This is a genomic window from Enterobacter sp. SORGH_AS_0287 (assembly GCF_031453695.1).
Classification (GTDB): Bacteria; Pseudomonadota; Gammaproteobacteria; order Enterobacterales; family Enterobacteriaceae; genus Enterobacter; species Enterobacter ludwigii.
The window spans coordinates 960,792-987,076 of record NZ_JAVIZW010000001.1 but is presented as its reverse complement, the minus strand read 5'-3'; the positions used below and the strand labels follow the sequence as shown (position 1 = coordinate 987,076).

Here is a 26,285-nt window from a genome sequence, read left to right as displayed (position 1 = left end):
CAATCGCTTAAGACGATTTGATAATAAGAAAAGGGTTAACTATAACCACTATATCATTTATAGCCTGACTGTATAGTACGGAACAAAAAATAATAACAAGGTAATAAAAAAGGGCCGGAAGTCCGGCCCTTTTACAGGTAAGTTACGGTAAGGGAAGATTATTTCTTGCCTTCAACCCATTTTCCGTCGACAAAGAAGGCGGACCAGCCGGTCGCTTTACCCTCTTTCTCAGCCGCAACGTACTGCTGTTTTGTTTTACGGCTAAAACGTACCACCGTTTTATTCCCTTCAGGATCCTGCTGTGGCGCATCGGCCAGATAACGCAGTTTCTCAGGCAGACGGTCGCGGAAGCGATGCAGCTCTTCCACCAGCGGCGCGCGGGTTTCACGCGATTTCGGGAAGGTGTTGGCCGCGAGGAAGACCCCGGCAGCACCGTCACGCAGCACGAAATAGGCGTCAGACTTCTCACACGGCAATTCTGGCAGCGGAACCGGATCTTCCTTCGGCGGCGCGACTTCACCGTTACGCAGAATCTTACGGGTGTTCTTACACTCGTCGTTGGTGCACGCCATGTATTTCCCGAAACGCCCCATTTTCAGGTGCATTTCCGAGCCACACTTCTCGCACTCAACGATAGGGCCGTCATAGCCTTTGATGCGGAACTCACCCTCTTCGATCTCATAACCATCACACGTTGGGTTATTCCCGCAGACGTGCAATTTACGTTTCGGATCGATCAGGTAGCTGTCCATCGCCGTGCCACATTTCTTACAACGACGTTTGGCACGCAGGGCATTGGTTTCTGCATCGTCACCTTCCAGCACGTTAAGAACTTCGTTCTCAGGTACCAGGTTGATGGTGGTTTTGCAGCGCTCTTTCGGCGATAACGCATAGCCAGAGCAACCGAGGAAGACGCCTGTTGTCGCAGTACGGATCCCCATCTTACGGCCACAGGTTGGGCAATCGATGCTGGTCAGTACCATCTGGTTAGGCAGCATGCCGCCCTCTTCAGGATCTTTCTCCGCTTTTTCAAGCTGGTTGGTAAAGTCGCTGAAGAAGCTGTCGAGCACTTTCTTCCATTCCGCCTGATGACTGGCAACCTGGTCAAGGCTGTCTTCCATCTGTGCGGTAAAGTCGTAGTTCATCAACTCGCGGAAGTTGGCTTCCAGACGGTCGGTTACGATCTCACCCATTTTTTCAGCGTAGAAACGGCGGTTTTCAACACGCACATAACCACGATCCTGAATGGTCGAAATGATTGACGCATAGGTTGACGGACGACCAATACCGCGTTTTTCCAGCTCTTTTACCAGCGATGCTTCGCTAAAGCGCGCAGGCGGCTTGGTAAAGTGCTGAGCTGGCACGAGGTCAACCAGAGAGAGTTCATCCCCTTTGTTCACCGCCGGCAGCGTTCGGTCTTCGTCGCCTTTACGCAGTGCAGGCATGACTTTCGTCCAGCCGTCGAAACGCAGGATACGGCCACGCGCTTTCAGACGGAAATCACCCGCACCAACGGTAAGCGTAGTGGAATCGTACTGCGCGGGTGTCATTTGACACGCGACGAACTGGCGCCAGATAAGCTGGTACAGCTTCTGGGCGTCGGCTTCCATATCCTTCAGCGATTCCGCTAACACAGAGACGTCAGAAGGACGAATGGCTTCGTGCGCTTCCTGTGAGTTCTCTTTGCTGGCGTACTGGTTAGCGCTTTCCGGCAGGTATTTCTTACCGAAATTGTCACCGATATAGCCGCGCACCATGTTAACCGCATCCTGACTGAGGTTAGTCGAGTCAGTACGCATGTAGGTGATGTAACCCGCTTCATACAAACGCTGGGCCATCATCATGGTTTTCTTCACGCCATAACCCAGACGCGTGCTTGCGGCCTGTTGCAGCGTAGAGGTAATAAACGGTGCGCCAGGCTTACTGCTGGTCGGTTTGTCTTCACGCTCCAGAACCTGATAGCGTGCTTTTTCCAGCAGCGCCACCGCGGCCATGGTCTGGTCACGGTTTTCAGGACGGAAAGGCTTGTCGTTCTGATGGCTCACCTGCAGCGGCAGAGCATCCCCGCCCGGCGTGGTGACATTCGCGTCGACTTCCCAGAACTCTTCTGGCACAAACGCTTTAATTTCGCGTTCACGCTCAACAACGAGACGCACGGCAACGGATTGCACACGGCCTGCGGACAGACCACGGGCAATCTTTTTCCACAGCAGTGGAGACACCATGTAGCCCACAACACGGTCCATAAAGCGACGTGCCTGCTGCGCGTTTACACGGTCAATGTTCAGTTCGCCCGGCTTTTCAAACGCCTGACGAATCGCATTCTTCGTAATTTCGTTAAACACTACACGGCTGTAGCGTTTGTCATCACCACCGATCACTTCCCGCAGGTGCCACGCAATGGCTTCCCCTTCGCGGTCAAGGTCGGTTGCGAGATAGATGTGGTCTGCTTTTTCAGCAAGCTGTTTCAGCTCATTAACGACTTTTTCTTTCCCGGGCAGCACTTCGTATTGTGCATCCCAGTTGTGCCATGGGTTAACACCCATGCGGTTGACAAGCGCGCTACGTTCATCCTTTTTAGGCTTTTTAGCCCCTTTGGTGGAGGTAGAGTCTGCGCTCTTTTTGCTGGCTGAGCCACTGGTCGGCAAATCGCGGATATGACCCACGCTGGACTTAACCACGTAGTCATTACCCAGATACTTATTGATCGTTTTGGCTTTTGCCGGGGACTCAACGATGACGAGAGCTTTACCCATATTCACCTTTACCTAATTTAATTCTTCCAGGAATACGCCGCACGTTGATTTCCCTTCCACTGACGACGCGTCATTGATATTGCGACTGCGTCAGGGGATATCAACCCCTTTGTCTTACCGAACGTCAGAGAAATGACGCCCAGGTGATTGAGTTTTCGGGTATTTTTCTCACGCCTCGTATGATTCGTGACGAATTACCGGTCGAATGTCAAGCAATTCTGTTGCCAGAATGACGAAAGCGCACACTCTACCTGATAAAATCCGTTACGCAACTTTATTAGCATGCAAAAGCAAATCACGCCAGCCAGGCTCCTGCGCCTTATCCCCTCAGATTACAGGGAAAATTTGCCCCCAAAGCGCCCTCGGCGTAGACTATTGTCACTGTTTAAGGAGTGGATTATGCACAATACGACCCAACCAATTGACCGAGTCTCTCTGCTTATCGAAGCAAACAAGCTTATCCGTGATCATGAAGATACTCTGGCGGGCATTGAAGCCACCGGCGTAGAACAGCGTAATGGCGTGCTGGTTTTCAGCGGCGAATACTTCCTTGACGAACAGGGGCTACCTACCCCGAAAAGCACCGCCGTGTTTAACATGTTTAAATACCTGGCGCATACGCTTTCAGAGAAATATCACCTGGTTGATTAATGCAAAACGCGAGGCCTGAGCCTCGCGTTTTTGTTTACAGCAACGGTTTTTGTCCGCGCTGTAGCCAGCGGAGCAACAGCCGATCGGCACTTTCTGCCGCACTGTTGGTAAAGCGATCGAGCAGACGCTTGCGCTGCGTAAAGCGCACGCCCACCAGCTCACGGCCGTCCATCAGGTTCAGCAGCAGGTCATCGCTGGTGCCCACTTCATCTACCAGTCCTTTCTCCTGGGCCTGGATCCCGTACCAGTGCTCCCCCGTCGCGACCTGCTCAATATCGAGCGATGGGCGCATACGGTGCACAAAGTCTTTAAAGAGGTGATGCGTTTCATTGAGATCTTCACGGAATTTCTGACGCCCTTCTTCCGTGTTTTCCCCCAGCAGCGTCAGAGTGCGTTTGTACTGCCCGGCCGTGTGCAGTTCAATGTCGATCTCTTTGTTTTTGAGGAAGCGGTTAAAGTTAGGGATTTGCGCAACCACACCGATTGAACCAATAATAGAAAACGGTGCCGCCACAATTTTATCCGCGACGCAGGCCATCATGTAGCCACCGCTCGCCGCGACTTTATCCACCGCGACGGTCAGCGGGATCTGTTTTTCACGCAGGCGCTGCAGCTGTGACGCAGCCAGTCCGTAACCGTGTACCACACCGCCCGGGCTTTCAAGACGCACCACCACCTGATCCTGCGGTTTTGCCACGGCAAGAACGGCAGTGACCTCTTCGCGCAAAGAAGAAACTTCATGCGCATCCATACTGCCTTTAAAGTCGAGCACATAGACACGAGGCTTTGCCTCATCCTGCGGTGCATTGAGCTTTGCTTTCGCTTTTGCCGCTTTGGCTTCCTGTTTATGCTTTTTCTTCTGCGCTTTAAGCCACTGCTTCTGTTGATGGCTATCGAGCAGCGACAGAGACATATCTTCCTGCATCTCTTTATACTGCTCACTCAGGCGGGTAATGCGTAACTCCCCACGCTGACGCTTACGCTGCGTCAGGTTTACAATCAGAACGGCAATCACCGCAATGGCAATCACCACCGTTGCGATTTTGGCCAAAAACAACCCATACTGAGAAAGTAATTCCACGCGTTCCACCTTGTTTAACCACGATTCTTTCACGGCAGTGTACAACAGCCCTGCCCATGCGTCTCGCTCGTGACATTACCTCTGCGAGCCTGCTTCAGGAATCCCCTCATGGGGGTTTAAATATTTGCAAATTGTTAATTTTACAGTAATGCCTCCTGTAGACTGATTGAATTCTCATGCTAATTCGGGCATAAAGCCGAAAAGTCATAAAGAAGGCGTCATTGCGTCACTGCGCGCCAGAGGAGTCCCCGTGCATTATCAACCGCAAAAAAATCTGCTGCAAAATCGCATCATTCTGGTCACCGGTGCCAGCGACGGAATTGGTCGCGAGGCGGCCCTGACCTACGCTGACTATGGCGCGAGCGTTATTCTTATTGGTCGTAACGAAGAGAAACTGAAAAGCGTCGCGCAGGAAATAGAGGCGGCAGGCGGCATTCCGGCCCCGTGGTATACCCTCGATTTACTCACCTGCACGCCAGCGGTGTGCCAGGAGCTTGCTCACCGTATTAGCGCCCACTATCCGCGGCTGGACGGTGTCCTGCACAATGCGGGGTTGCTGGGAGAAGTCCGTCCTATGGATGAACAGGATCCCGATATCTGGCAGCAGGTGATGCAGGTCAACGTCAACGGCACGTTTTTCCTGACGCAGGCATTGCTTCCTTTATTACTTAAATCCGAGTCCGGCTCGCTGGTCTTTACCTCCTCAAGCGTAGGCCGCGAAGGTCGAGCCAACTGGGGGGCATATGCCGTCTCGAAATTCGCGACTGAAGGGATGATGCAGGTGCTGGCGGAAGAGTATCAAAGCCGCCATCTGCGCGTAAATTGCATTAACCCAGGAGGAACGCGCACCAAAATGCGCGCCAGCGCCTTCCCGTCGGAAGACCCGCAGAAACTGAAAACACCCGCAGACATTATGCCGCTCTATCTCTGGCTGATGGGCGACGACAGCCGTCGTAAAACGGGGATGACCTTCGATGCCCAGCCGGGCCGTAAACCAGGGATTTCGCAATGAGTGAAGAACGCCATCAACAACGCCAGCAGCGTCTGAAGGAACAGGTCGATGCGCGCGTTGCGGCCGCACAGGACGAGCGCGGGATAATTATCGTCTTTACCGGTAACGGCAAAGGTAAAACTACCGCGGCATTTGGCACCGCCACGCGTGCTGTCGGTCACGGGCAGAAAGTGGGCGTCATTCAGTTCATCAAAGGCGAATGGCCGAACGGCGAACGTAATCTGCTTGAACCGCATGGCGTTGAATTTCAGGTGATGGCGACAGGTTTTACATGGGATACGCAGAACCGGGAAACCGATACTGCAGCTTGTCTTGCAGTCTGGGAGCACGCCAAAAGAATGCTGGCAGACCCCGCCCTGAATATGGTTCTGCTGGATGAGATAACCTATATGGTGGCCTACGACTATCTCCCGCTGGATGCGGTACTGGAGGCGTTACAACAACGCCCGGCGCACCAGACGGTTATCGTCACGGGGCGTGGCTGTCATCGGGAAATACTGGAGCTTGCTGATACCGTCAGCGAACTGCGTCCGGTCAAACACGCGTTTGACGCGGGAATCAAAGCGCAAATCGGTATTGATTACTAAGAAAAAAGCCCGGTGATCATCACCGGGCTTTTATGTTAACCGTTGTTGTTACGGCTGCCAGAGCGGCGGTTGCTGCTCACCTGGCTATGGCGTTTCACCGCACGACGGATCTGATTCGCCTTCATACGACGACGATCTTTTTCCACCGCCACTTTAGAGGTGGTTTCTGGCGTCAGGCCGACCAGTTCACGTAGGTAGTTAGTCTGTGTCAGATCCAGCTCGGTATAACCACCCCGTGGCAGACCTTTTGGCAGCAGGATGTCGCCATAACGGACACGGATCAGACGGCTCACCTGCACACCTACCGCTTCCCAAAGACGACGTACTTCGCGGTTACGGCCTTCAGTCAGGGTAACGTTGTACCACTGGTTAATGCCTTCGCCACCGGTAAATTTGATGGTTTTAAATGCCGCAGGACCGTCTTCCAGCTGAACGCCGCGTGACAGATCGCGCAGTTTATTCTCATCAACCTGGCCGAAGACACGCACGGCGTATTCGCGTTCCACTTCACGGCTAGGGTGCATCAGACGGTTTGCCAGTTCACCATCAGTGGTAAACAGCAGCAGGCCGCAGGTATTCACGTCCAGACGACCCACGGCAATCCAGCGAGCGCCGCGCAGTTTAGGCAGACGGTCAAACACCGTCGGGCGACCTTCAGGGTCGTTGCGCGTACACAGCTCGCCTTCTGGCTTGTAATACGCCAGCACGCGGCAAATCTGCTCAGCGGACTCTTTCACGGAGATAAGATGACCGTCGATGCGGATCTTCAATCCCGGTACGATTTCTACGCGGTCACCCAGCGTGGCGATTTTACCGTCCACACTCACGCGACCCGCTTCAATAATGGCTTCGATTTCACGGCGTGAACCGTGGCCGGCACGCGCCAGCACTTTCTGTAACTTCTCGCTCATTGAGCTTCCTCAGGTGTCGCCTTCACAGGCGTCGAATCAGGTCAAAAGAGGGCTCAGCCCTGCTTTGATGGCCGCGTAGTATATCTGCTTACACCCTTACAAGAAAGGCTTAACATCACCCACGCCTTCACGAATCACTTCTGGCGCATCTTCGGTTAAGTCAACAACGGTGGTTGGCTGCTGACCAAGGTAGCCACCATGAATAATTAACTCGACCACCTTTTCCAGACGGTCTTTAATCTCTTCGGGATCGGATTCGGTGAACTCGCTGCCAGGCAACATTAAAGAAGTCGAAAGCATCGGCTCGCCGAGGGTTTCCAGCAGCGCCTGCGCAATCGGGTTGGACGGTACGCGCATCCCGATGGTTTTACGCTTTTCCTGTAACAGTCGGCGCGGCACTTCCTTGGTTCCTTTAAGAATAAAGGTGTAGTTGCCCGGCGTGTTATTTTTGATCAGACGAAACGCCACGTTATCGACATACGCGTAGGTCGACAGTTCAGAAAGATCGCGGCACATCAGGGTAAAGTTATGGCCGTCCGGCAGCTGACGAATGCGGCAAATGCGCTCCATCGCCCCTTTGTCTTCAATTTTACAGCCCAGCGCATAGCCAGAATCGGTCGGGTAGACAATCACGCCGCCTTTGCGAACGATCTCCACGGCCTGATTAATTAAGCGTGGCTGCGGGTTATCCGGATGAATATAGAAAAACTGACTCATACTTCCCTCTCTTCAATTTTCTGCGGCTGTTCCCAGAGCTGCCAGACGGGCTCAACGCCTGCGGGCAACCAGAGCTTGCGTCCCAGCTCGATCCACGCACAGGGCTGATGGAAATCCGACCCTTGCGAACCCAGCAGACCGAACTGACGCGCGTAGGTTGCGAGCTGTGCACGCTCATTGGGCGCCTGCTGACACTGGGCGACTTCCATCGCCTCACCGCCACATTCGGCAAAGTGTGCCAGCAGTCTTTTCAGCCACTTAGCAGAAAGATTATACCGCCCCGGATGGGCGAGCACGGCCTTACCGCCAGAATGATGAATGACATCAATAGCTTGTTTTATTGTACACCACTGTGGCGGAACGTAACCGGTTTTCCCGCGTGCCAGATATTTTTTAAACACGTCCGCCATCGTCGTGGCTTTGCCCGCCTCAACCAGAAAACGGGCAAAATGGCCGCGCGTCACCGCCCCACCCTTTGCCAGTTTCTGTGCACCTTCCAGCGCTCCGGGAATATGCGCTTTTTCCAGTCGCTCACCAATCATTTCGGCGCGTTCGTTGCGGCGCGATTTTTGTTCTTGCAAAAACGCACGCATTGCCGGATGTTCAATATCAATATTGAGGCCAACAATGTGAATTTCGTGATTTTCCCAGACGGTCGAAATTTCGACGCCGGGCACCAGATTCAGCGCCAGTCCGCTGCGGGCAATTTCGGCGCGCGCCGCGGGAATAGCATCTGTCGTATCGTGATCGGTTATCGCCAGCGTGCCGACACGCATTTCAACGGCGCGATGAACCAGGGCTTCGGGTGTCAGCAGGCCATCAGAGGCCTGAGTATGGCTGTGTAAATCATAAATTACGGCGTAGGTGGTATCGCTCAAAGCACTTCCCATAGCAGGTTAAAGACATCCGAAACCCCTATGATAACGGCTTGGCGCGAAATTCTGAAATCAAGGGTTGACAACTTGCCATCGAACTAGTTAACTAGTACGCAAGTTCACACGAGAAAGGTATCTGAAAATGACAGCACATTTCACTCTGCACGGTTGGTGGCGCACATCCTGATTATCGGGCAGTGTCACACGTCTGCAAAATGCAAACAGATACCCAGCCCGCGACTAAGCGGGCTTTTTTTTGAACAGAATAAATGAGAACAACATAATGCAAACAGCCAAACCACACCTCGAATTGCTGACCTGCGAGGCGGTCTATCGCCACAACCCAACCGCGCTGTTTCATCAGGTCTGCGGTGCGCGTCCGGCAACGTTGCTGCTGGAATCCGCAGATATTGACAGTAAAGACGATCTTAAAAGCCTGCTGCTGGTCGACAGCGCATTGCGCATTACCGCGCTGGGTGACACTGTCACGATTAAGGCGCTCTCTGAGAACGGTGCCGCGCTGCTGCCACTGCTGGACGCTTCCCTGCCAGCGGGCATCGAGAATGAACGTCACCCGGAAGTGCGGGTACTGCATTTCCCGCCGGTCAGCCAACTGCTTGACGAAGATGCACGCCTCTGTTCTTTGTCAGTCTTCGATGCCTTCCGCCTGCTGCAAAACCTGGTCTCGGTACCAGAAGATGAACGCGAAGCAATGTTCTTTGGCGGGCTGTTTGCTTACGATCTGGTCGCCGGTTTCGAAGATCTGCCGGAAACCGAACAGGGCAACCGCTGCCCTGACTACTGCTTCTACCTGGCCGAGACCCTGCTGGTGATCGACCATCAGAAAAAATACACCCGTATTCAGGCGAGCCTGTTCACGCCATCCGTGACCGAGAAAACACGTCTTGAGCAGCGCATTGCTCAGCTGCAACAGCAAATGAACGAAGCGCCACCCGCTCTGCCGGTTCAGCATGTAGAGAAGATGACCTGTGAGGTTAACCAGACCGACGATCAGTACGGTGCCGTGGTGCGTCAGATGCAAAAGGCGATTCGCGCCGGGGAAATTTTCCAGGTCGTCCCGTCCCGTCGTTTCTCACTGCCCTGCCCGTCGCCGCTGGCGGCCTATGACGTGCTGAAAAAGAGCAACCCAAGCCCGTATATGTTCTTTATGCAGGATAACGAGTTCACCCTGTTTGGTGCGTCACCGGAAAGCTCCCTGAAATACGACGCCACCAGCCGCCAGATCGAGATCTACCCGATTGCCGGTACACGTCCGCGCGGGCGTCGCGCCGATGGCTCTCTGGATCGCGATCTCGACAGCCGTATCGAACTGGAAATGCGCACCGACCACAAAGAGCTCTCCGAGCACCTGATGCTGGTTGACCTGGCGCGTAACGATCTGGCCCGCATTTGTACTCCCGGCAGCCGCTATGTGGCTGACTTAACGAAAGTCGACCGTTACTCCTTCGTGATGCACCTGGTCTCCCGCGTGGTGGGTGAACTGCGCAACGACCTCGACGTGCTGCACGCCTATCGCGCCTGCATGAACATGGGCACCCTGAGCGGTGCGCCGAAAGTCCGTGCGATGCAGCTTATCGCCGCCGCCGAAGGGCGTCGTCGCGGCAGCTATGGCGGTGCGGTGGGTTATTTCACCGCGCACGGTGACCTTGATACCTGCATCGTTATCCGCTCTGCCTATGTTGAAGACGGCATTGCCACCGTCCAGGCGGGCGCCGGGGTGGTTCTTGATTCTGTTCCGCAGTCTGAAGCTGACGAAACGCGCAATAAAGCTCGCGCGGTATTGCGCGCCATCGCTACCGCACACCATGCACAGGAGATTTTCTGATGGCTGACATTCTGCTGCTCGATAACATCGACTCCTTTACCTATAACCTGGCAGATCAGCTGCGTGCGAATGGTCACAACGTCGTTATCTATCGTAACCACGTGCCGGCGCAAACCCTGATTGAGCGTCTGGCAACCATGCAAAACCCGGTGCTGATGCTCTCTCCTGGCCCCGGCGCCCCCAGTGAAGCGGGCTGTATGCCTGAACTGCTGACCCGTATGCGCGGCAAGTTGCCTATTATCGGCATCTGCCTGGGGCATCAGGCGATTGTTGAAGCCTATGGCGGATACGTCGGTCAGGCGGGTGAAATCCTGCACGGTAAAGCCTCCAGCATTGAACATGACGGTCAGGCGATGTTTGCCGGGCTGCCGAATCCGCTGCCGGTGGCGCGCTACCACTCGCTGGTCGGCAGCAACATCCCGGCTGGCCTGACCATTAACGCCTCGTTCGAAGGCATGGTGATGGCCGTACGTCACGATACCGATCGTGTCTGTGGGATGCAGTTCCATCCGGAGTCAATCCTCACCTCTCACGGCGCGCGTCTGCTGGAACAGACCCTGGACTGGGCGCTGCAGAAACTGGAACAGACCAACACCCTGCAACCTGTTCTGGAAAAATTGTACCAGGCACAGACCCTGAGCCAGCAGGAGAGCCACCAGCTCTTCTCCGCCGTGGTTCGTGGTGAACTGAAGCCTGAACAACTGGCGGCCGCGCTGGTGAGCATGAAAGTTCGCGGTGAAAGCCCGCAGGAAATTGCCGGTGCGGCAACGGCGCTGCTGGAAAATGCCGCCCCGTTCCCGCGCCCGGACTATATGTTTGCGGATATTGTCGGTACCGGTGGTGACGGCAGCAACAGCATCAATATCTCCACCGCCAGCGCCTTCGTGGCGGCTGCCTGTGGTTTGAAAGTGGCGAAGCACGGTAACCGCAGCGTCTCAAGCCGGTCGGGATCGTCAGACCTGCTGGCCGCATTCGGCATCAATCTCGAGATGAACGCCGAACGTTCGCGTGAAGCCCTGGACGACCTGGGCGTCTGCTTCCTGTTTGCGCCGAAATATCACACCGGTTTCCGCCATGCGATGCCGGTTCGCCAGCAGCTTAAAACCCGCACGCTGTTTAACGTGCTCGGCCCGCTGATCAACCCGGCCCATCCGCCGCTGGCGCTGATTGGCGTCTACAGCCCGGAGCTGGTTCTGCCGATTGCAGAGACCCTGCGCGTGCTGGGTTATCAACGTGCCGCGGTGGTTCACAGCGGGGGAATGGATGAAGTGTCGCTGCATGCGCCAACGCTGGTGGCCGAACTTCGCGACGGTGAAATCCTGAGCTATCAGCTGGAGGCGAGCGACTTTGGTTTAACGCCTTACCATCAGGAAGCGCTGGCGGGCGGCACGCCTGAAGAAAACCGTGACATTCTGACGCGCTTATTACAAGGTAAAGGAGAGGTCGCCCACGAGGCCGCCGTGGCTGCCAACGTCGCGATGCTGATGCGTTTACACGGCGAGGAAGATCTCAAAGCCAACGCACAAAAAGTTCTGAACGTACTGCGCTCAGGTGCAGCTTACGATCGCGTTACCGCACTTGCGGCAAGAGGGTAAAGAATGCAGACCGTTTTAGCGAAAATCGTTGCCGATAAGGCCATCTGGGTGGAAGCACGTAAAGCACAGCAGCCGCTGGCCAGCTTCCAGAATGACGTTGTCCCGAGCAGCCGTCGTTTCTATGATGCTCTGCAGGGCGCACGCACCGCGTTTATTCTTGAGTGCAAAAAAGCGTCCCCGTCGAAAGGCGTTATCCGTGACGATTTCGATCCGGCGCGAATTGCCGGTATCTACAAACATCATGCGTCAGCCATCTCCGTGCTGACGGATGAGAAGTATTTCCAGGGCAGCTTCGATTTCCTGCCTGTTGTCAGCGGGATCGCGCCACAACCGATCCTGTGCAAAGACTTTATTATCGACCCGTATCAGATCTGGCTGGCACGCTTTTACCAGGCCGATGCCTGCCTGCTGATGCTCTCAGTGCTGGATGACGAACAGTATCGCCAGCTCGCTGCGGTTGCGCACAGTCTGAATATGGGCGTGCTGACCGAAGTGAGCAACGAAGAGGAGCTGGAACGCGCCATTGCGCTGAAAGCCAAAGTGGTCGGCATCAACAACCGCGATCTGCGTGACCTGTCGATTGACCTGAACCGCACGCGCCAGCTGGCGCCGCGTCTGGGCTCTGGCGTCACCGTGATCAGTGAATCCGGTATTAACAGCTACGCACAGGTCCGCGAGCTGAGCCATTTCGCCAACGGTTTCCTGATTGGTTCAGCAATGATGGAACATGACGATCTCAATGCCGCGGTGCTCCGCGTACTGTTGGGTGAAAACAAAGTGTGCGGCTTAACCCGTGAAGAGGATGCCCTGGCCGCGTATGAAGCCGGTGCGATTTACGGCGGGCTGATTTTTGTCGCCTCCTCCCCTCGCGTGGTGACCGAAGCGCAGGCGCGTCAGGTGATGACGGCAGCGCCACTCAGCTATGTGGGGGTCTTTCGCAACGCGGATATCGCCGACGTGGTAGCCAAAGCCGAAGCGTTATCTCTGCATGCGGTGCAGCTTCATGGCAACGAAGATCAGGCCTATATCGATGCCCTGCGCAGCGCACTGGCACCTCAGGTGCAAATCTGGAAAGCGCAGAGCGTGGGCGACAGGTTGCCTGAGCGTAACCTGAATCATGTTGATAAATACGTACTCGATAATGGCCAGGGCGGCACGGGACAGCGTTTTGACTGGTCCCTGTTGCACGGCGAAGTGCTGGACAATGTTTTGCTGGCGGGTGGACTTAGCCCGGATAACTGCGTGGAAGCCGCCAAAGCGGGCTGCGCGGGCCTCGATTTCAATTCAGGCGTAGAGTCGCAACCGGGCATCAAAGATGCCAGTAAGCTGGCCTCGGTATTTAAAACTCTGCGTGCATATTAAGGAAGAGAAGATGACGACATTACTAAACCCCTATTTTGGTGAGTTCGGCGGGATGTACGTCCCGCAAATCCTGATGCCCGCCCTGCGCCAGCTGGAAGAAGCGTTCGTGAGCGCGCAGAAAGATCCGGCGTTTCAGGCTGAGTTTACCGACCTGCTGAAAAACTACGCTGGCCGTCCAACGGCCCTGACGAAATGCCGTAACCTGACCGAAGGCACCAAAACTACGCTGTATCTTAAGCGTGAAGATTTGCTGCACGGCGGCGCGCATAAAACCAACCAGGTGTTGGGTCAGGCGCTGCTTGCAAAACGGATGGGTAAAACCGAAATCATCGCTGAAACTGGCGCAGGCCAGCACGGGGTGGCATCAGCCCTTGCCAGCGCCCTTCTCGGTCTGAAATGCCGCATCTACATGGGCGCAAAAGACGTTGAGCGCCAGTCACCTAACGTATTCCGTATGCGTCTGATGGGCGCTGAAGTGATCCCGGTGCACAGCGGCTCCGCGACGCTGAAGGATGCGTGTAACGAAGCGCTGCGCGACTGGTCTGGCAGCTATGAAACCGCGCACTATATGCTTGGCACCGCTGCAGGCCCGCACCCGTTCCCGACGATTGTGCGTGAATTCCAGCGCATGATTGGCGAAGAGACCAAAGCGCAGATCCTGGAAAAAGAGGGTCGCCTGCCGGATGCGGTGATCGCCTGCGTTGGCGGTGGCTCTAACGCTATCGGCATGTTCGCTGATTTCATCGACGAAACCAGCGTCGGGCTGATTGGCGTTGAACCTGCAGGCCACGGAATTGAAACCGGTGAGCACGGCGCACCGTTGAAACATGGTCGCGTTGGGATCTACTTCGGTATGAAAGCACCGATGATGCAGACCGATGACGGCCAGATTGAAGAGTCATACTCTATCTCGGCAGGCCTGGATTTCCCTTCCGTTGGGCCTCAGCATGCCTTCCTGAACAGTACCGGTCGTGCGGACTACGTTTCCATTACCGATGACGAAGCCCTGGAGGCGTTTAAAACGCTCTGTCGCCACGAAGGGATCATTCCTGCCCTGGAGTCCTCTCACGCCCTGGCGCATGCGCTAAAAATGATGAAAGAGAACCCGGAAAAAGAGCAACTGCTGGTGGTTAACCTTTCCGGTCGCGGTGATAAAGACATCTTCACCGTTCACGATATTTTGAAAGCACGAGGGGAAATCTGATGGAACGCTACGATAACGCATTTGCATCACTGAAATCTCGCCAGGAAGGCGCGTTCGTTCCCTTCGTGACGCTGGGTGATCCGGGTCCTGAGCAGTCGCTGAAAATTATCGACACCCTGATTGAGGCCGGTGCCGATGCGCTGGAGCTGGGTATTCCGTTTTCCGATCCTCTGGCCGATGGCCCGACTATCCAGAACGCAACGCTGCGGGCATTCGCGGCGGGTGTCACCCCGGGGCAATGTTTTGAGATGCTGGCCGCTATCCGCCAGAAGCACCCGACCATTCCGATTGGCCTGTTGATGTATGCTAACCTGGTCTTCAGTCGCGGTATTGATACCTTTTATGCAGAATGCGCGCGCGTGGGCGTTGACTCGGTGCTGGTGGCAGACGTACCGGTTGAAGAATCTGCGCCGTTCCGCCAGGCGGCGATGCGCCATAACGTGGCACCTATCTTCATCTGCCCACCAAACGCCGATGATGAACTGCTGCGCCAGATTGCCTCTTATGGTCGCGGGTATACCTACCTGCTCTCCCGTGCGGGTGTAACCGGCGCGGAGAACAAAGCGGCGCTGCCTCTGCATCATCTGGTCGAGAAGCTGGCTGAATACCACGCGGCCCCTCCGCTGCAGGGCTTTGGGATTTCATCTCCCGATCAGGTCACCGCGGCAATTGACGCTAACGCAGCCGGTGCAATTTCAGGCTCCGCTATCGTTAAAATCATTGAGAAGAACGTGGACAAGCCAGAGCAAATGCTGGCTGAGCTGAAAACGTTTGTGAGCGCAATGAAAGCGGCAACGCGTAAAGCGTAACCTCTCCACCGTCTGGCTCCCCGCCAGACGGTGTTTCTGCCGATCAGTTATCCGGGTTCATCGTAAGCACTATCCGGTAGCGCGCCTTTCCCTGCCGTAACCTGTCGAGCGCCTCATTTGCCTGTTCAAAGGGCATCAGCTCTGTGACTGGCAGCGTCTGAAAGAGGTGGCTGAAACGCAGCGCGCGTTCGGTTTGCGACGGGGTGCTGACAAATGAACCTGTCAGGGTGCGTTCCGCGCCAATCATCATACCCGGCATGACCTGCAACGGTGTGCGTCCGGCACCCAACAGGATCGCTTTTCCTCTGGGGGCCAGGGCTGGCAATAACGCTGAAACCGCGTCTGCATCCGGGGCAGTGGCCACAATAATCTCGACGCCGCCTTCCGCTCTCAGCCGTTCCGCCGCGTTTTCCGTCTGCGCATCGATATAGTGATGGGCGCCCAGCTGTAAAGCGTCATGCGCCTTTTCACTGCCGCGCGCAATCACGATAACCTCAAACCCCATCCTCCGGGCGTACTGAATCGCCATATGGCCTAAGCCACCAATACCGAGAATAGCCACCCTGTCTCCCGCGCTGGCACCGGATTGACGCAACGCGTTAAAGGTTGCCGTACCGGCGCATAAGATCGGGGCCGCGTGAACGGAAGTGAGCGCTGAAGGAATGGCAATCAGCGCGGTATGGCGGATAACAACATACTCGGCGTAACCTCCGTCACAGCTCAGCCCCGGCGTTAGCTGATTTTCACACAGGTGAAAAAGCCCGTTACGGCAAGGCGGGCAATGCTGGCAATATCCCCCAAGACGCCCGACGCCCACGCGCTGACCGGTGTGCCAGATCCCGGGAACTGCATCTCCTATCCGGGTAATGTGGCCCACAATTTCATGGCCCGGAATGCGCCCGGGCTGCCCCGCTTCCGGTACCTTCTCCGCGTCCTGAAGATCGGCACCGCAAACGCCGCATACCTCAATTTTGATCAGTACGTCCTCGGGCCCCGGCTCGGGCAACGGTCTGACGACCATTTCAAGCATGCCCGGCGAGGAAACCTGCATAGCACGAAAAGTTTTATTCACGGTATCACCTGTGATGAGCGGTGTATTAGGCGTTACGGCCAGCCATGACGCCGCCGTCAATGTCCCAGATTGCGCCGGTGACCCAGCCTGTCTTGTCAGAAAGCAGGAAGGCAACCGTTTCAGCCACATCGCCCGGCGTACCCACGCGGCCAATCGGATGGAAGCTGTCGAAGCTGTTCATCACCTCTTTTACATCGTCTTTCGGGATGAAGCCTTCATAAATTGGCGTGTGAACAACGGCCGGAGACACGGCATTGACGCGAATGCCTTTCCCGCCCAGCTCAATAGCCAGGTTTTTGGTCCACGCATGCAGGCCGGCTTTCGCCATGGAATATGCGGAAGACGGCGTGGCCCCGATGGCCTGCTGTGCCCACATAGAGCCGATATTGACGATGGAGCCTTTAATACCGGCATCAATCATATTGCGCACCACATCACGGGTGATGAAGAAGGTCGCGCGGTTGATGCTCATGTACATGTCGTAATCTGACGCTTCATGTTCAGTAAACGGTTTCGGGAAGAACACGCCAGCGGCATTGACCAGCAGGCTGATGTCTTTGTGTTCAGCATTGAGGGTATTCATCACGTGCTGCATACCCTCTTCTTTCATCAGGTCGGCCACGATGATGGATACCGGCCCGTCGACCGCCAGCGCCTGACGAGCCTGCTCCGCTTTGTCCTTGCGGTTCCCCACCAGCACCACGCTGCCACCGTTTTTCAGAACCCGCTTCGCCGTTTCGAAGCCCATACCGCTTGTACCACCGACCACTAACAGCTTTTTACCGGCAAAAGATGCGTTCATCGCTAACCTCTTTTAAAACATTTGGTTGTCATTGATGAAAAGCCTCGCTCCTCATCGTGTGCATCCAGAATGCCACCCTGCATCAGGGTTGACGACTGAGAAGAAATTGCGACACAGGAAAGAAAATCTTCTTCGCTCAGGTATACTGAAAGAAAGAATAAATCGGAATACCTGCAATGCGTTCCCTGAACAGACTTAAATGGCTACATGCTTTTGAAGCGACCGCCCGTCACGGTAGCTTTACCGGTGCGGCACAAGAGCTTGGCGTGACGCCTGCCGCAGTGGGTCAGCTTGTTCGTTCGCTCGAAGACTGGGTTGGCCACCCGCTGCTTCGCCGTACGCGGTCGGGTAAGGAGCGCCTGACGCTGGTGGATGAGGCTCAGGATGCGCTGCAGGACATTACGCAGGGCCTGGACAAGCTGGAAAGCGGGTTAAACAAACTGCGCGGACGTCGCGCACGTTCTGTCGTGGTCGTCACCGCCTCTCAGGTATTGATGATGAACTGGCTGATGGAGCGTCTTAACCGGTTCTCAGAAACGCATGACACAATCGATCTGCGGCTTAACGTCACGGAAAAGCTGATGGACGTATCGCACGGCGAGGCGGATATCGGCATTCGCTGCGGACAGGGAGACTGGCCCGGCGTGAATAAAACCTGGCTGATGGATGAAGAGGCGGTGCTGGTCAGTAGCCCCCGCCTGGTGCCTCCGGAGAAAATTGCCTGTGGTGACTGGCTCGCCACGCAGAAGCTGATCCACGATGACACGCCGCACCCGGGCGCGAATTTTCCCTCATGGGATGACGTTCTCCGTACCGTCAATGCCCCTGGCGCGCTGGAAAGGAGGCTGCATATTAACTCCACCTCCGCCGTGATTCTCTCGGCCCTGAGCGGCCGGGGGGTGGCGATTGTGCGTCACGCGCTGGTGAAACAGCTGATTGAAACCGGGCAACTGGTTCAATTGCACCCAGACCATCGCTGGCCGTTAACATGGTCTTACTACCTGGTGACCCCGCAGCACACCGCCATGCGTGAAGAAGTAAAAATATTTCACGACTGGCTTCTTCATGACGTGGTCTCTGACAATCCATAACTCCCCCTTTTTTAAGCATCATGCGGCAAGGGTCATCGCGTACCGGCATGATGCTTCTCTCTTCAGACGTCCGACATAGTTTTTCTTTTCTGCAACGCAAGATTAACTGATTTGTTGAAGATAACCGGCTTTCTCATAATCGCCCTCAACGAACGGTAAAGCAGACCGGTACCTTATCCGGCCGCCTTGCCTTAACCCTGAGCGAAGGAGAGAACGATGGCTTATCTGCAAATCAGCCTTGATATCAGTAATGAAAACCGTGCGGCAGCCGTCGGGGTCTACCAGCAATACAAAACCCCGTTCCTGACCACCATCGACGGTGCCACCTCTAAAGAACTGCTTGTTCGTGACGAGGACGTGCAGGTCCTGCACGGATTTAAAACCGTGTCCCAGGCACAGGCGTATCTCAGCAGTCCGCTTTTCACCCAGGACGTCGTTGAAGCACTGAAACCGTATCTGAACAGCGCGCCTGAAATCCGCATTTACGACGTCCTGTAACGGGCATTTTCTGAAACCTACACGTACCGGAGCTATGAATGTTTTTAAACTGGAATGAATATCGCACCAGCCTGCTGGCCACCGTCGGGAAATTTGCCAGACTGCAGCCTGAATTTATGAAAGGCTTACAGCAGATGGATAAAGGGGCTTCTGAAAATCAGCACCTTGATCCCAAGACCCACGAACTGATTGCGCTGGCTGTTGCCGTTACCACTCGCTGTGATGGTTGCCTGGCGGTACATGTGGAAGCTGCGGTTAAGAAAGGCGCAACGCGTGAAGAGATAGCTGAAGCGCTTTCCGTTGCCATCAGTCTGAACGCCGGTGCTGCGTTAACCTACACCGCCCGGGCTCTGGATGTTTTTGACAACCTGCCAACAAAATAAACCTGTATACGGCACCGCCTGCGGTGCCGTTTAATGACTGACTATGATGTTACTGAATTCTGATTTTTCACAGCGAGCCATCATTACTCCTGATGACTACCGCTGGGTGCCCTCCCCGCAGCCCGGTGTGGATCGCGTCATGCTTGATCGCATTGGCCGCGAGCAGGCCCGCGCAACCAGCCTTGTCAGGTATGCCCCTGATTCTGTTTTTCCTGAGCACACCCACCCCGGCGGAGAAGAGATTCTGGTGCTGAGCGGTACCTTTACGGAAAACGGAACCGATTATCCGGCTGGCTGGTATCTGCGCAGCCCGGACGGCTCGTCGCATCGACCGTCCAGTCGTGACGGCACCACCCTTTTCGTTAAGCTGCGCCAGTTCGCCTCAGAAGAACAGGAACCGGTCAGGATCAATACCAACGAGGCGAGTCGCTGGCACGGCCAGCCGCACAGACTCCTTTGTCCCCTGTTCGCAAGCGTAGCGGAAACCACCCAGCTTCAGAGGATCGCACCGGGTGAACGACTCTTCTGCGCTCCGCTCGCCGGAGGAGCCGAGCTCCTGCTTCTCGAAGGTGAAATCAGCGCACCGGAAGGTCGTTACCTGAAAGGAAGCTGGCTCAGATTTCCTGAAGGCGATTTGCCGGCGCTGACGGCCGCCGCCTCTGGGGCACTTTTTTATCTTAAAACGGGACATCTCAGCCCGACCACACTGACCGGAGCGATACCATGAAAGGCAGCGTTATTATCATTGGTGCGGGTGTCAGCGGCCTGTATGCGGGCACACTGCTTGAAAAAGCGGGAGTGGATTACGTGATACTGGAAGCGAGGAAAAGAACCGGCGGTCGCGTACTTTCAGGTCAGGCGTTAGCAAACACGCCTGATGGGGTTCATGTGGACATGGGTGCGACCTGGTTCTGGCCGGAAATTCAGCCTGACTTCGCACACCTGGTTCATCAACTTGGATTAACGCCTCTCCCTCAGGGGCGACCAGGGGATATGCTTTATGAACGCCAGACGACGTCCCCTGCGCAACGTTATCCTGCCTATGTGACATCACCGGAGTCGTTCAGGCTTCAGGGTGGAATGCAGACGCTGACGAGCGCATTAACACGCCAGATCCCGGCGCAGAAGATTAAGTCAGACCATCAGGTGGTTTCTATTTCCCGTCTCGGCGAGGGTATGCAGGTCGCGACGCAGTCCGAAACGGGCGAAGGCTCACTTTTCACCGGTGAACACGTTTTCCTCGCCCTGCCTCCCGCGCTGGCAGCAAAAATGACGTTCGAGCCGGCATTGCCGGAGCAGATACTTTCACACTGGCGTAAAACGCCAACCTGGATGGCGCCTCACGCAAAATATGTCGCCCTGTACCAGGCCGACTTTTTGCAGTCACAGTATCTCTCCGGCGACGTAAGCAGCCGTGTGGGTCCGATGGTTGAAATTCACGATGTGTCAGAGCCCGATACCAGCAAAACGGCTATCTTTGGTTTTATTGGCGTACCGGCAAAATCGCGATGGACGGTGAGCGAGGCCGAACTCAAGCGACTGTGCCGGGAGCAACTGGTGCGACTCTTCGGAGAAGACGCGGCAGAGCCTGAAGCCGAGTGGATAAAAGACTGGGCCGCCGATCCGTTTACGACGACAGAATTTGACCTGCAGCAGGACGTCGGGCACGCACAGCCGCAACAGATTCCGGCGCAGGAAGAATGGGCTGATAAATTAACCGGGATTGCCAGCGAATGGTCACCGCAATTTTCGGGTTATCTGGCCGGCGCAATTGACGCTGCTGCTGAAGGCGTTGGGCACTGGTTACGCCACGTTGCCAGACCCTGAGGCCTGTATCTGCCGATAACAAACATTTTGCTTCCCGGACCGGATTAATGAAATTTATTCATTTTTCTATTCTGATAACGCCTATTAACACGCGGTTTATTTCTGTTAAGAATAGTTGCCAATGACTGCAGACGATTGCCGGCTGGCGCAACGAACTCATACAGGAAAACCCGATGAAGATAAAAATTATACTGAACGACAAGACGCTGACCGCAACGTTGAATAGCAGCCAAACCAGTCGTGACTTTATCGCACTGTTGCCCCTTACGCTGCAGCTGAAAGATTATGCCGGGGAAGAGAAAATCGGCGATCTTCCTCGCCACCTGTCCACGGCCGGCGCACCTGCGGGTACCGCGGCCGCTAAGGGTGATATCACGCTATATGCCCCGTGGGGAAATCTGGCGATTTTCTATAAAGCACACGGATATGCGTCGGGATTAATTACGCTGGGGCAATTAGACGAACCGGATGCCTTGCCCGTATCACCTGCTGAATATAATGCCCGATTTGAGCTACTGACGGATAAGTAGCCGCCCGAATATGTATTTCCGGCACAGCCGGCAAATCTCATCACAACACATTTATCCCCTTCTCTTTTTCCCGGTACCGGGTTTGCCGTTTCATTCACAACAGGAGAGTATGATGATCCGTTTCACCTCTGTAGCAGCATCACTATTGGTATTTGCAGGTATGTCCGCACACAGCGAAACCACCCCTTCAACTCAAATGACCGTGTCTGAAACGGGCAGTCGCGCGACGATTGCCGAACCCGCTGACCACTTTACCGGACGTGCTTACATTGACCCCCTCTTCTCACCTGTCGCCCCGCAAAGAGCAGGCGCCGCGTATGTCACCTTCGTGCCCGGCGCACGTTCCGACTGGCATACCCATCCGCTTGGGCAAACACTGGTGGTCACGTCCGGGACGGGCTGGGTGCAGGAGTGGGGGCAGGAGCGAAAAACCGTGCACGCCGGGGATGTCATTCAATGCCCACCAGGGGTTAAACACTGGCACGGCGCAACGGATAAAACCACGATGGTGCATATGGCCATTCAGGAATCGAATGAGCAGGGGCAAAACGTGAACTGGCTTGAAAAAGTCAGCGATGCGCAGTACCTGCAGGCGGGAGGGCATTAATGCTGAACAGAACCGCCCTGCTTATCGTTTCACTCTTATTGATTAACGGATGTGTCTCCCAGACTACTCAAAACAGGAGTTCGACAATGAAACCGGAAGACTCACGGGACGCTGTAACCCAGGTCGCGCCAGCAATGGCTGCCTATTCAGAACAGTTTATTGAAAAAGATCTCTGGAATCGCCCGGAACTGTCGCGACGCGATCGAAGCCTGGTGACGGTTGCAGCGCTGATCAGCCGCAATGATACGGCGGAACTTCCCCACTACCTCAACGTGGCGCTGGACAGCGGCGTAAAACCTGCGGAAATCTCAGAGACAATCACCCACCTGGCTTTTTACGCCGGCTGGCCGAACGCCACCTCTGCGGCGCTGATCGCGCGTCAGCTGTTTGCGCAACGCCATATCGATACCGCTTCCTTGCCAGGCGGAAAGGTGGATTTCCTGCCGCTGGATGAAGAGTCGGAAAACAAGCGTGCCACGCTGGTTGAATCAAACTTTGGCAAGGTCTCGCCGGGCGTAGTGAAATACACGACCGACGCGCTATTCCAGAACCTGTGGCTCAGGCCCGGACTGGCGCCTCGGGACAGAAGTCTGATCACCGTCAGCGCGTTGGTCACTGCCGGCCAGGTGGCCCAGGTTCCTTACCATCTCAACCGCGCCATGGACAATGGTTTAACCCGGCCCCAGGCGTCCGAAGTCCTGACGCAACTGGCCTTTGTTGCGGGCTGGCCCAATGTTTTCTCGGCGATGCCGGTCTTTAAAGAGGTGTTTGCCGGCAGGGATAATGCCTGACATTTAGCCACGCAACTGTAAACGCCAGGCACCGGATGAGGGGCCTGGCTTTGCGTTGCTGACAAACGTCTCTCTTCAGGGATGTTTGTAATGGCGTAGCGCGTCGACCACCAGCTGGAATGCTTTCGATAGATTTCGGTTCTCGGGATAGTAAATATAATAGCCATCCCAGTAGGGACACCAGTCGTCGAGCACGCTAATAAGCTCCCCACGGGCGATATGCTTTTCTGCGATATCACGCGGAACATGCGCCAGGCCGTACCCTTCCACTGCAGCCTGAAGGCACTGATAGATCCGGCTAAAGACCAGCTGGCCAGTGACTTTCACGTTCAGGCTTTTACCCTCTTTTTCAAATTCCCAGACGTATAAATTGCCATGCGTAGGAAACCGCAGGTTGATGCAGTTGTAATCAATCAGATCGTTAGGGTGCTGCGGCTGAGGATTGCGGGAAAAATAATCAGGTGAGCCGACCACGGCAAAACGGACATCCGGGCCAATACGCACGGAAATCATGCCGTTGGAGATCTGTTCCCCCAGACGGGTTCCTGCATCAAACCGCCCGGAAACAATATCCGTCAAGGCATAGTCATCAATCAGCTCCAGACTAATGTCAGGATATTCTTTAAGCAGCGGTTCCAGCTTCGGCCAGATAACAGACCCGATAGCATAATCTGATGTTGATATACGCACCGTACCCGCGGGTTTGCTGTTGAGATCTTTCAGGGACTGCAAACGACCCTGAATACCATCGATGTAAGGCCCCAGGTCATCCAGCATGGACTGACCAATATCGGTTAACGCAATACTGCGCGTGGTGCGAGTCAGCAGTTTCATCCCCAGACGAGATTCGAGGGTACGCATAGTATGGCTCAGGGCTGACTGCGACACGCCTAATTGGGCCGCAGCCTTGGTGAAGCTTTTTTCGCGCGCAACGGCAATAAAAGCCATTAAGTCATTAAGATTTTCTCGTGCCAATCTGGGCCTCTGATATCCGGAAAATGGGTGGCTGATTCATCCCAATACACTGTCTCTTCAGACGAAAAGCGTTCTGGCGGTATGGCGTTCATTATAAATGACGGCCGCCTGCGCTGTACGAGAAGCAGTCTATCTAATTTATGAAAATTCCTCATTACTGCATTTTGATTTAGTCAGTTTTAACAACATCACATTTCCCGCAGAATACTTTTACACAACGTGAGACGTCTTCATTGCACGTGATTCCACGGTAAGAGGTATCAAATGGTTAAGTATGATTTTAGTGGCAAGGTGGCGCTGGTCACCGGCGCGGCTTCCGGTATGGGACTCGCGACCGTCAGGGCATTTTGCGAATCTGGCGCAACGGTGGTGATGGCGGATATTCGCGAGGATGCGTTATCTCGCGAAGCGGATGCGCTACTGGCTGAAGGGTATACCGTGAAACCCGTCGTCTGCGACGTGACTGACGAAGAGCAGGTCAGACGCATGATTGAGAATGCAGTACAGGCGTTTGGTCAGCTCGACGCCGCCTATAACAACGCCGGTATTCAGAGCCCCATTGCAGAAACCGCAGATGCCAGCGGCGAAGAGTTTGATCGCGTCAACGCGATTAACCTGCGGGGTATCTGGAACTGCATGAAATATGAACTGCAACAAATGCGCCGTCAGAAAAGTGGCGCTATCGTTAACTGTTCGTCTCTGGGCGGGCTGGTCGGCATTGCCGGGCGCGGCGTTTATCATGCGACAAAGCACGGCGTTCTCGGGCTGACCAAAAGCGCAGCACTGGAATATGCCGCGCGTGGAATACAGATCAACGCCGTTTGTCCCGGGATTATCCGCACGCCAATGGTCGAAAATATGCTGAACAGCGAGCCAGACGCAATGGCCGAGCTCATGAAGCTGCAGCCGATTGGTCGCCTGGGCGAGCCCGAAGAGATCGCGCGCGCCGTCTTATGGTTGTGCAGTTCCGATGCCAGCTTCGTCACCGGACAGGCTCTGGCAATTGATGGCGGTTATACGGTTCAGTAATCAGATGTCATTCTGGTTTATTCCCGACAGGGTGTAGACCAGTGTATTCAGCGATTTGAAAGAATAAAGACGATTACCACGGGTTCGTCGTGGTTCTGTTTATACTTTTGAATGGTGTCTAAACAGGGTGGAGGGACTCTTCAGTGGAATATACAGTATTAAGCAACAACCTCAGAATGCCGATGGCGGGTTTTGGTGTTTTTCAGGTCACCGATAAAGAAGAATGTAAACACTCAGTACTGAGCGCCATTCGTACAGGCTATCGCCTCATTGATACCGCAGCAGTGTACGGCAATGAAGACGCCGTGGGCGATGCCGTTCGTGAAGCCATCGCTGAAGGTCTGTGTACCCGCGAGGAGTTATTTATTACCTCTAAGCTGTGGGTGCAGGACATGGCAAGCTACGAGACCGCCAAAGCCGGTATTGAGGCCTCGTTAAAAAAATCGGGATTAGACTATTTCGATCTCTACTTATTGCATCAGGCAATGCGTGATTATTTCAGCGCGTGGCGGGCTTTGGAAGATGCGTATGATGCCGGAAAGCTAAAAGCGATTGGCGTGTCTAATTTCTACGCCCACGTGCTCACCAACTTCTGTGAAACGGTCAGAATTAAGCCCATGGTAAATCAGGTGGAATTACACCCTTACTTTGCGCAATCTGACGCGCTCGAGACCATGAAATATTACAACGTTCAGCCAGAAGCCTGGGCACCACTTGGCGGCGGAAGGCACAAACCGTACGAAAATGAAATGCTCAAGGGGATTGCCGAAGCGCATCAAAAAACCATCGCTCAGATCATTCTGCGCTGGAATGTGCAACGTGGCGTTACCGTCATTCCTAAATCCACGCACCAGAACCGGATTGAAGAGAACCTGGCTATCTGGGACTTCTCCCTGAGCGATGCCGAAATGGCACAAATCAGTTCGCTCGACTTAGGCTATGTTGACGATGCGGTTAAACACTTTAACCCTGAGTTTGTTCGCGGGTGTCTGGGTGTAAAAATCCACGACTAAGCGCGACGCGGCGTGCCACCCTCTTCCACTTCTGCAGAGAATGTAACACCCCTCTCCCTGCTTCGGTACCGAACAGGGAGAGGATATATGTTTTAGCGATCCAAATGCTGAAGGTGGACATCGTCTGCTTTTATTGCCTGGAACGGTTCTGGAAATAAAGTTACCGACCGAAACAAAATAGGTCTGTGCGACTTAGGATTCAGGTCGTGGACTTGTCTGTACCGGATATGCCATTATATGATTTGGTTAAATCTTTGTATT

27 protein-coding genes and 1 other annotated feature are annotated in these 26,285 nt (G+C 54.8%); of the genes, 19 read left to right on the top strand and 8 right to left on the bottom strand.

Annotated features, from left to right (window positions below):
* Positions 1–158: 158 nt before the first annotated feature.
* Positions 159–2,756: a type I DNA topoisomerase gene (topA, locus tag QE396_RS04695; protein ID WP_020882439.1), complete on the bottom strand. Its 2,598-nt coding sequence runs from the start codon at positions 2,754–2,756 to the stop codon at positions 159–161.
* Between the two features lie 399 nt (positions 2,757–3,155).
* Between topA and QE396_RS04690 the strand changes: the two genes are divergently transcribed.
* A complete protein-coding gene (locus QE396_RS04690; RefSeq protein WP_020882438.1) occupies positions 3,156–3,407 on the top strand; it encodes a YciN family protein in 252 nt (83 codons plus the stop codon).
* A 34-nt stretch (positions 3,408–3,441) separates the two neighbouring features.
* Here QE396_RS04690 and sohB read toward each other — a convergent pair whose 3' ends face one another.
* Positions 3,442–4,488, bottom strand: a complete 1,047-nt coding sequence (gene sohB, locus QE396_RS04685) for a protease SohB (protein WP_020882437.1) — start codon at positions 4,486–4,488, stop codon at positions 3,442–3,444.
* Positions 4,489–4,738: 250 nt separating this feature from the next.
* On the opposite strand from sohB, the gene QE396_RS04680 reads away from it, so the two are divergent.
* Entirely contained in the window at positions 4,739–5,500 is a 762-nt protein-coding gene (locus QE396_RS04680; RefSeq protein ID WP_020882436.1) for a YciK family oxidoreductase, read from the top strand.
* On the top strand, positions 5,497–6,087 hold the full coding sequence (cobO, locus tag QE396_RS04675) for a cob(I)yrinic acid a,c-diamide adenosyltransferase (protein WP_020882435.1): 591 nt from the start codon (positions 5,497–5,499) through the stop codon (positions 6,085–6,087). The genes QE396_RS04680 and cobO overlap by 4 nt, the downstream gene beginning before the upstream one ends.
* Positions 6,088–6,122: 35 nt before the next feature.
* Here cobO and rluB read toward each other — a convergent pair whose 3' ends face one another.
* From rluB to rnm, 3 genes are all read right to left on the bottom strand, one after another.
* Positions 6,123–6,998, bottom strand: a complete 876-nt coding sequence (rluB, locus tag QE396_RS04670; protein WP_008502809.1) for a 23S rRNA pseudouridine(2605) synthase RluB — start codon at positions 6,996–6,998, stop codon at positions 6,123–6,125.
* Between the two features lie 96 nt (positions 6,999–7,094).
* Complete coding sequence (locus tag QE396_RS04665) at positions 7,095–7,715, bottom strand: L-threonylcarbamoyladenylate synthase (RefSeq protein WP_003856793.1); 621 nt, start codon at positions 7,713–7,715, stop codon at positions 7,095–7,097.
* Positions 7,712–8,605: an RNase RNM gene (rnm, locus tag QE396_RS04660; protein WP_251884569.1), complete on the bottom strand. Its 894-nt coding sequence runs from the start codon at positions 8,603–8,605 to the stop codon at positions 7,712–7,714. The genes QE396_RS04665 and rnm overlap by 4 nt, the downstream gene beginning before the upstream one ends.
* Positions 8,606–8,732: 127 nt before the next feature.
* On the opposite strand from rnm, the gene trpL reads away from it, so the two are divergent.
* The 6 genes from trpL to trpA all read left to right on the top strand — a co-directional run bounded on the left by trpL (position 8,733) and on the right by trpA (position 15,406).
* Complete coding sequence (gene trpL / locus QE396_RS23490; protein ID WP_106993556.1) at positions 8,733–8,777, top strand: trp operon leader peptide; 45 nt, start codon at positions 8,733–8,735, stop codon at positions 8,775–8,777.
* Positions 8,754–8,848, top strand: a sequence feature (Trp leader region). It overlaps the preceding gene by 24 nt.
* A gap of 25 nt (positions 8,849–8,873) precedes the next feature.
* Complete coding sequence (locus QE396_RS04655; RefSeq protein WP_309950148.1) at positions 8,874–10,436, top strand: anthranilate synthase component 1; 1,563 nt, start codon at positions 8,874–8,876, stop codon at positions 10,434–10,436.
* Positions 10,436–12,031, top strand: a complete 1,596-nt coding sequence (trpD, locus tag QE396_RS04650; protein WP_014170382.1) for a bifunctional anthranilate synthase glutamate amidotransferase component TrpG/anthranilate phosphoribosyltransferase TrpD — start codon at positions 10,436–10,438, stop codon at positions 12,029–12,031. The genes QE396_RS04655 and trpD overlap by 1 nt, the downstream gene beginning before the upstream one ends.
* A 3-nt stretch (positions 12,032–12,034) precedes the next feature.
* Positions 12,035–13,393 (top strand): bifunctional indole-3-glycerol-phosphate synthase TrpC/phosphoribosylanthranilate isomerase TrpF, encoded by a 1,359-nt coding sequence (gene trpCF / locus QE396_RS04645; protein ID WP_309950145.1) that lies wholly within the window; start codon positions 12,035–12,037, stop codon positions 13,391–13,393.
* Between the two features lie 10 nt (positions 13,394–13,403).
* Positions 13,404–14,597, top strand: a complete 1,194-nt coding sequence (gene trpB / locus QE396_RS04640) for a tryptophan synthase subunit beta (protein WP_020882431.1) — start codon at positions 13,404–13,406, stop codon at positions 14,595–14,597.
* Positions 14,597–15,406, top strand: coding sequence for a tryptophan synthase subunit alpha (gene trpA / locus QE396_RS04635; RefSeq protein WP_040017647.1), 810 nt, complete (start codon positions 14,597–14,599; stop codon positions 15,404–15,406). Before trpB ends, trpA begins: the two co-directional genes overlap by 1 nt.
* A 43-nt stretch (positions 15,407–15,449) precedes the next feature.
* Here trpA and QE396_RS04630 read toward each other — a convergent pair whose 3' ends face one another.
* Together QE396_RS04630 and QE396_RS04625 are read right to left on the bottom strand one after the other, a co-directional pair.
* Positions 15,450–16,478, bottom strand: coding sequence for a zinc-binding dehydrogenase (locus tag QE396_RS04630; protein WP_309950142.1), 1,029 nt, complete (start codon positions 16,476–16,478; stop codon positions 15,450–15,452).
* A gap of 25 nt (positions 16,479–16,503) precedes the next feature.
* Positions 16,504–17,280, bottom strand: coding sequence for an SDR family NAD(P)-dependent oxidoreductase (locus tag QE396_RS04625; protein WP_020882429.1), 777 nt, complete (start codon positions 17,278–17,280; stop codon positions 16,504–16,506).
* A 176-nt stretch (positions 17,281–17,456) separates the two neighbouring features.
* Between QE396_RS04625 and QE396_RS04620 the strand changes: the two genes are divergently transcribed.
* The 8 genes from QE396_RS04620 (at position 17,457) to QE396_RS04585 (ending at position 23,007) form a co-directional block, all read left to right on the top strand.
* Positions 17,457–18,371: a LysR substrate-binding domain-containing protein gene (locus QE396_RS04620; RefSeq protein WP_309950139.1), complete on the top strand. Its 915-nt coding sequence runs from the start codon at positions 17,457–17,459 to the stop codon at positions 18,369–18,371.
* A gap of 216 nt (positions 18,372–18,587) precedes the next feature.
* The gene (locus tag QE396_RS04615; protein ID WP_309950136.1) at positions 18,588–18,869 is read left to right on the top strand and encodes a hypothetical protein; all 282 of its coding nucleotides are present in this window, start codon (positions 18,588–18,590) and stop codon (positions 18,867–18,869) included.
* A gap of 38 nt (positions 18,870–18,907) precedes the next feature.
* Positions 18,908–19,252: a carboxymuconolactone decarboxylase family protein gene (locus QE396_RS04610; RefSeq protein ID WP_014170390.1), complete on the top strand. Its 345-nt coding sequence runs from the start codon at positions 18,908–18,910 to the stop codon at positions 19,250–19,252.
* A gap of 43 nt (positions 19,253–19,295) precedes the next feature.
* The gene (locus tag QE396_RS04605; protein ID WP_080456927.1) at positions 19,296–19,979 is read left to right on the top strand and encodes a cupin domain-containing protein; all 684 of its coding nucleotides are present in this window, start codon (positions 19,296–19,298) and stop codon (positions 19,977–19,979) included.
* A complete protein-coding gene (locus tag QE396_RS04600; protein WP_309950133.1) occupies positions 19,976–21,079 on the top strand; it encodes an FAD-dependent oxidoreductase in 1,104 nt (367 codons plus the stop codon). The genes QE396_RS04605 and QE396_RS04600 overlap by 4 nt, the downstream gene beginning before the upstream one ends.
* A gap of 173 nt (positions 21,080–21,252) precedes the next feature.
* Complete coding sequence (locus tag QE396_RS04595) at positions 21,253–21,609, top strand: cyclophilin-like fold protein (RefSeq protein ID WP_050736893.1); 357 nt, start codon at positions 21,253–21,255, stop codon at positions 21,607–21,609.
* Between the two features lie 109 nt (positions 21,610–21,718).
* The gene (locus QE396_RS04590; RefSeq protein ID WP_309950131.1) at positions 21,719–22,216 is read left to right on the top strand and encodes a cupin domain-containing protein; all 498 of its coding nucleotides are present in this window, start codon (positions 21,719–21,721) and stop codon (positions 22,214–22,216) included.
* Complete coding sequence (locus QE396_RS04585) at positions 22,216–23,007, top strand: carboxymuconolactone decarboxylase family protein (RefSeq protein ID WP_153852515.1); 792 nt, start codon at positions 22,216–22,218, stop codon at positions 23,005–23,007. Before QE396_RS04590 ends, QE396_RS04585 begins: the two co-directional genes overlap by 1 nt.
* 75 nt (positions 23,008–23,082) lie before the next feature.
* On the opposite strand, the gene QE396_RS04580 is transcribed toward QE396_RS04585, so the two are convergent.
* Positions 23,083–23,982 carry a LysR family transcriptional regulator gene (locus QE396_RS04580; RefSeq protein WP_014170396.1) on the bottom strand — a complete coding sequence of 300 codons (900 nt, stop codon included), beginning with the start codon at positions 23,980–23,982 and terminating at the stop codon, positions 23,083–23,085.
* A 264-nt stretch (positions 23,983–24,246) separates the two neighbouring features.
* On the opposite strand from QE396_RS04580, the gene QE396_RS04575 reads away from it, so the two are divergent.
* Together QE396_RS04575 and QE396_RS04570 are read left to right on the top strand one after the other, a co-directional pair.
* Positions 24,247–25,011: an SDR family NAD(P)-dependent oxidoreductase gene (locus QE396_RS04575; protein WP_014170397.1), complete on the top strand. Its 765-nt coding sequence runs from the start codon at positions 24,247–24,249 to the stop codon at positions 25,009–25,011.
* Positions 25,012–25,154: 143 nt separating this feature from the next.
* Positions 25,155–26,024, top strand: a complete 870-nt coding sequence (locus QE396_RS04570) for an aldo/keto reductase (protein ID WP_309950129.1) — start codon at positions 25,155–25,157, stop codon at positions 26,022–26,024.
* Positions 26,025–26,285: the final 261 nt, after the last annotated feature.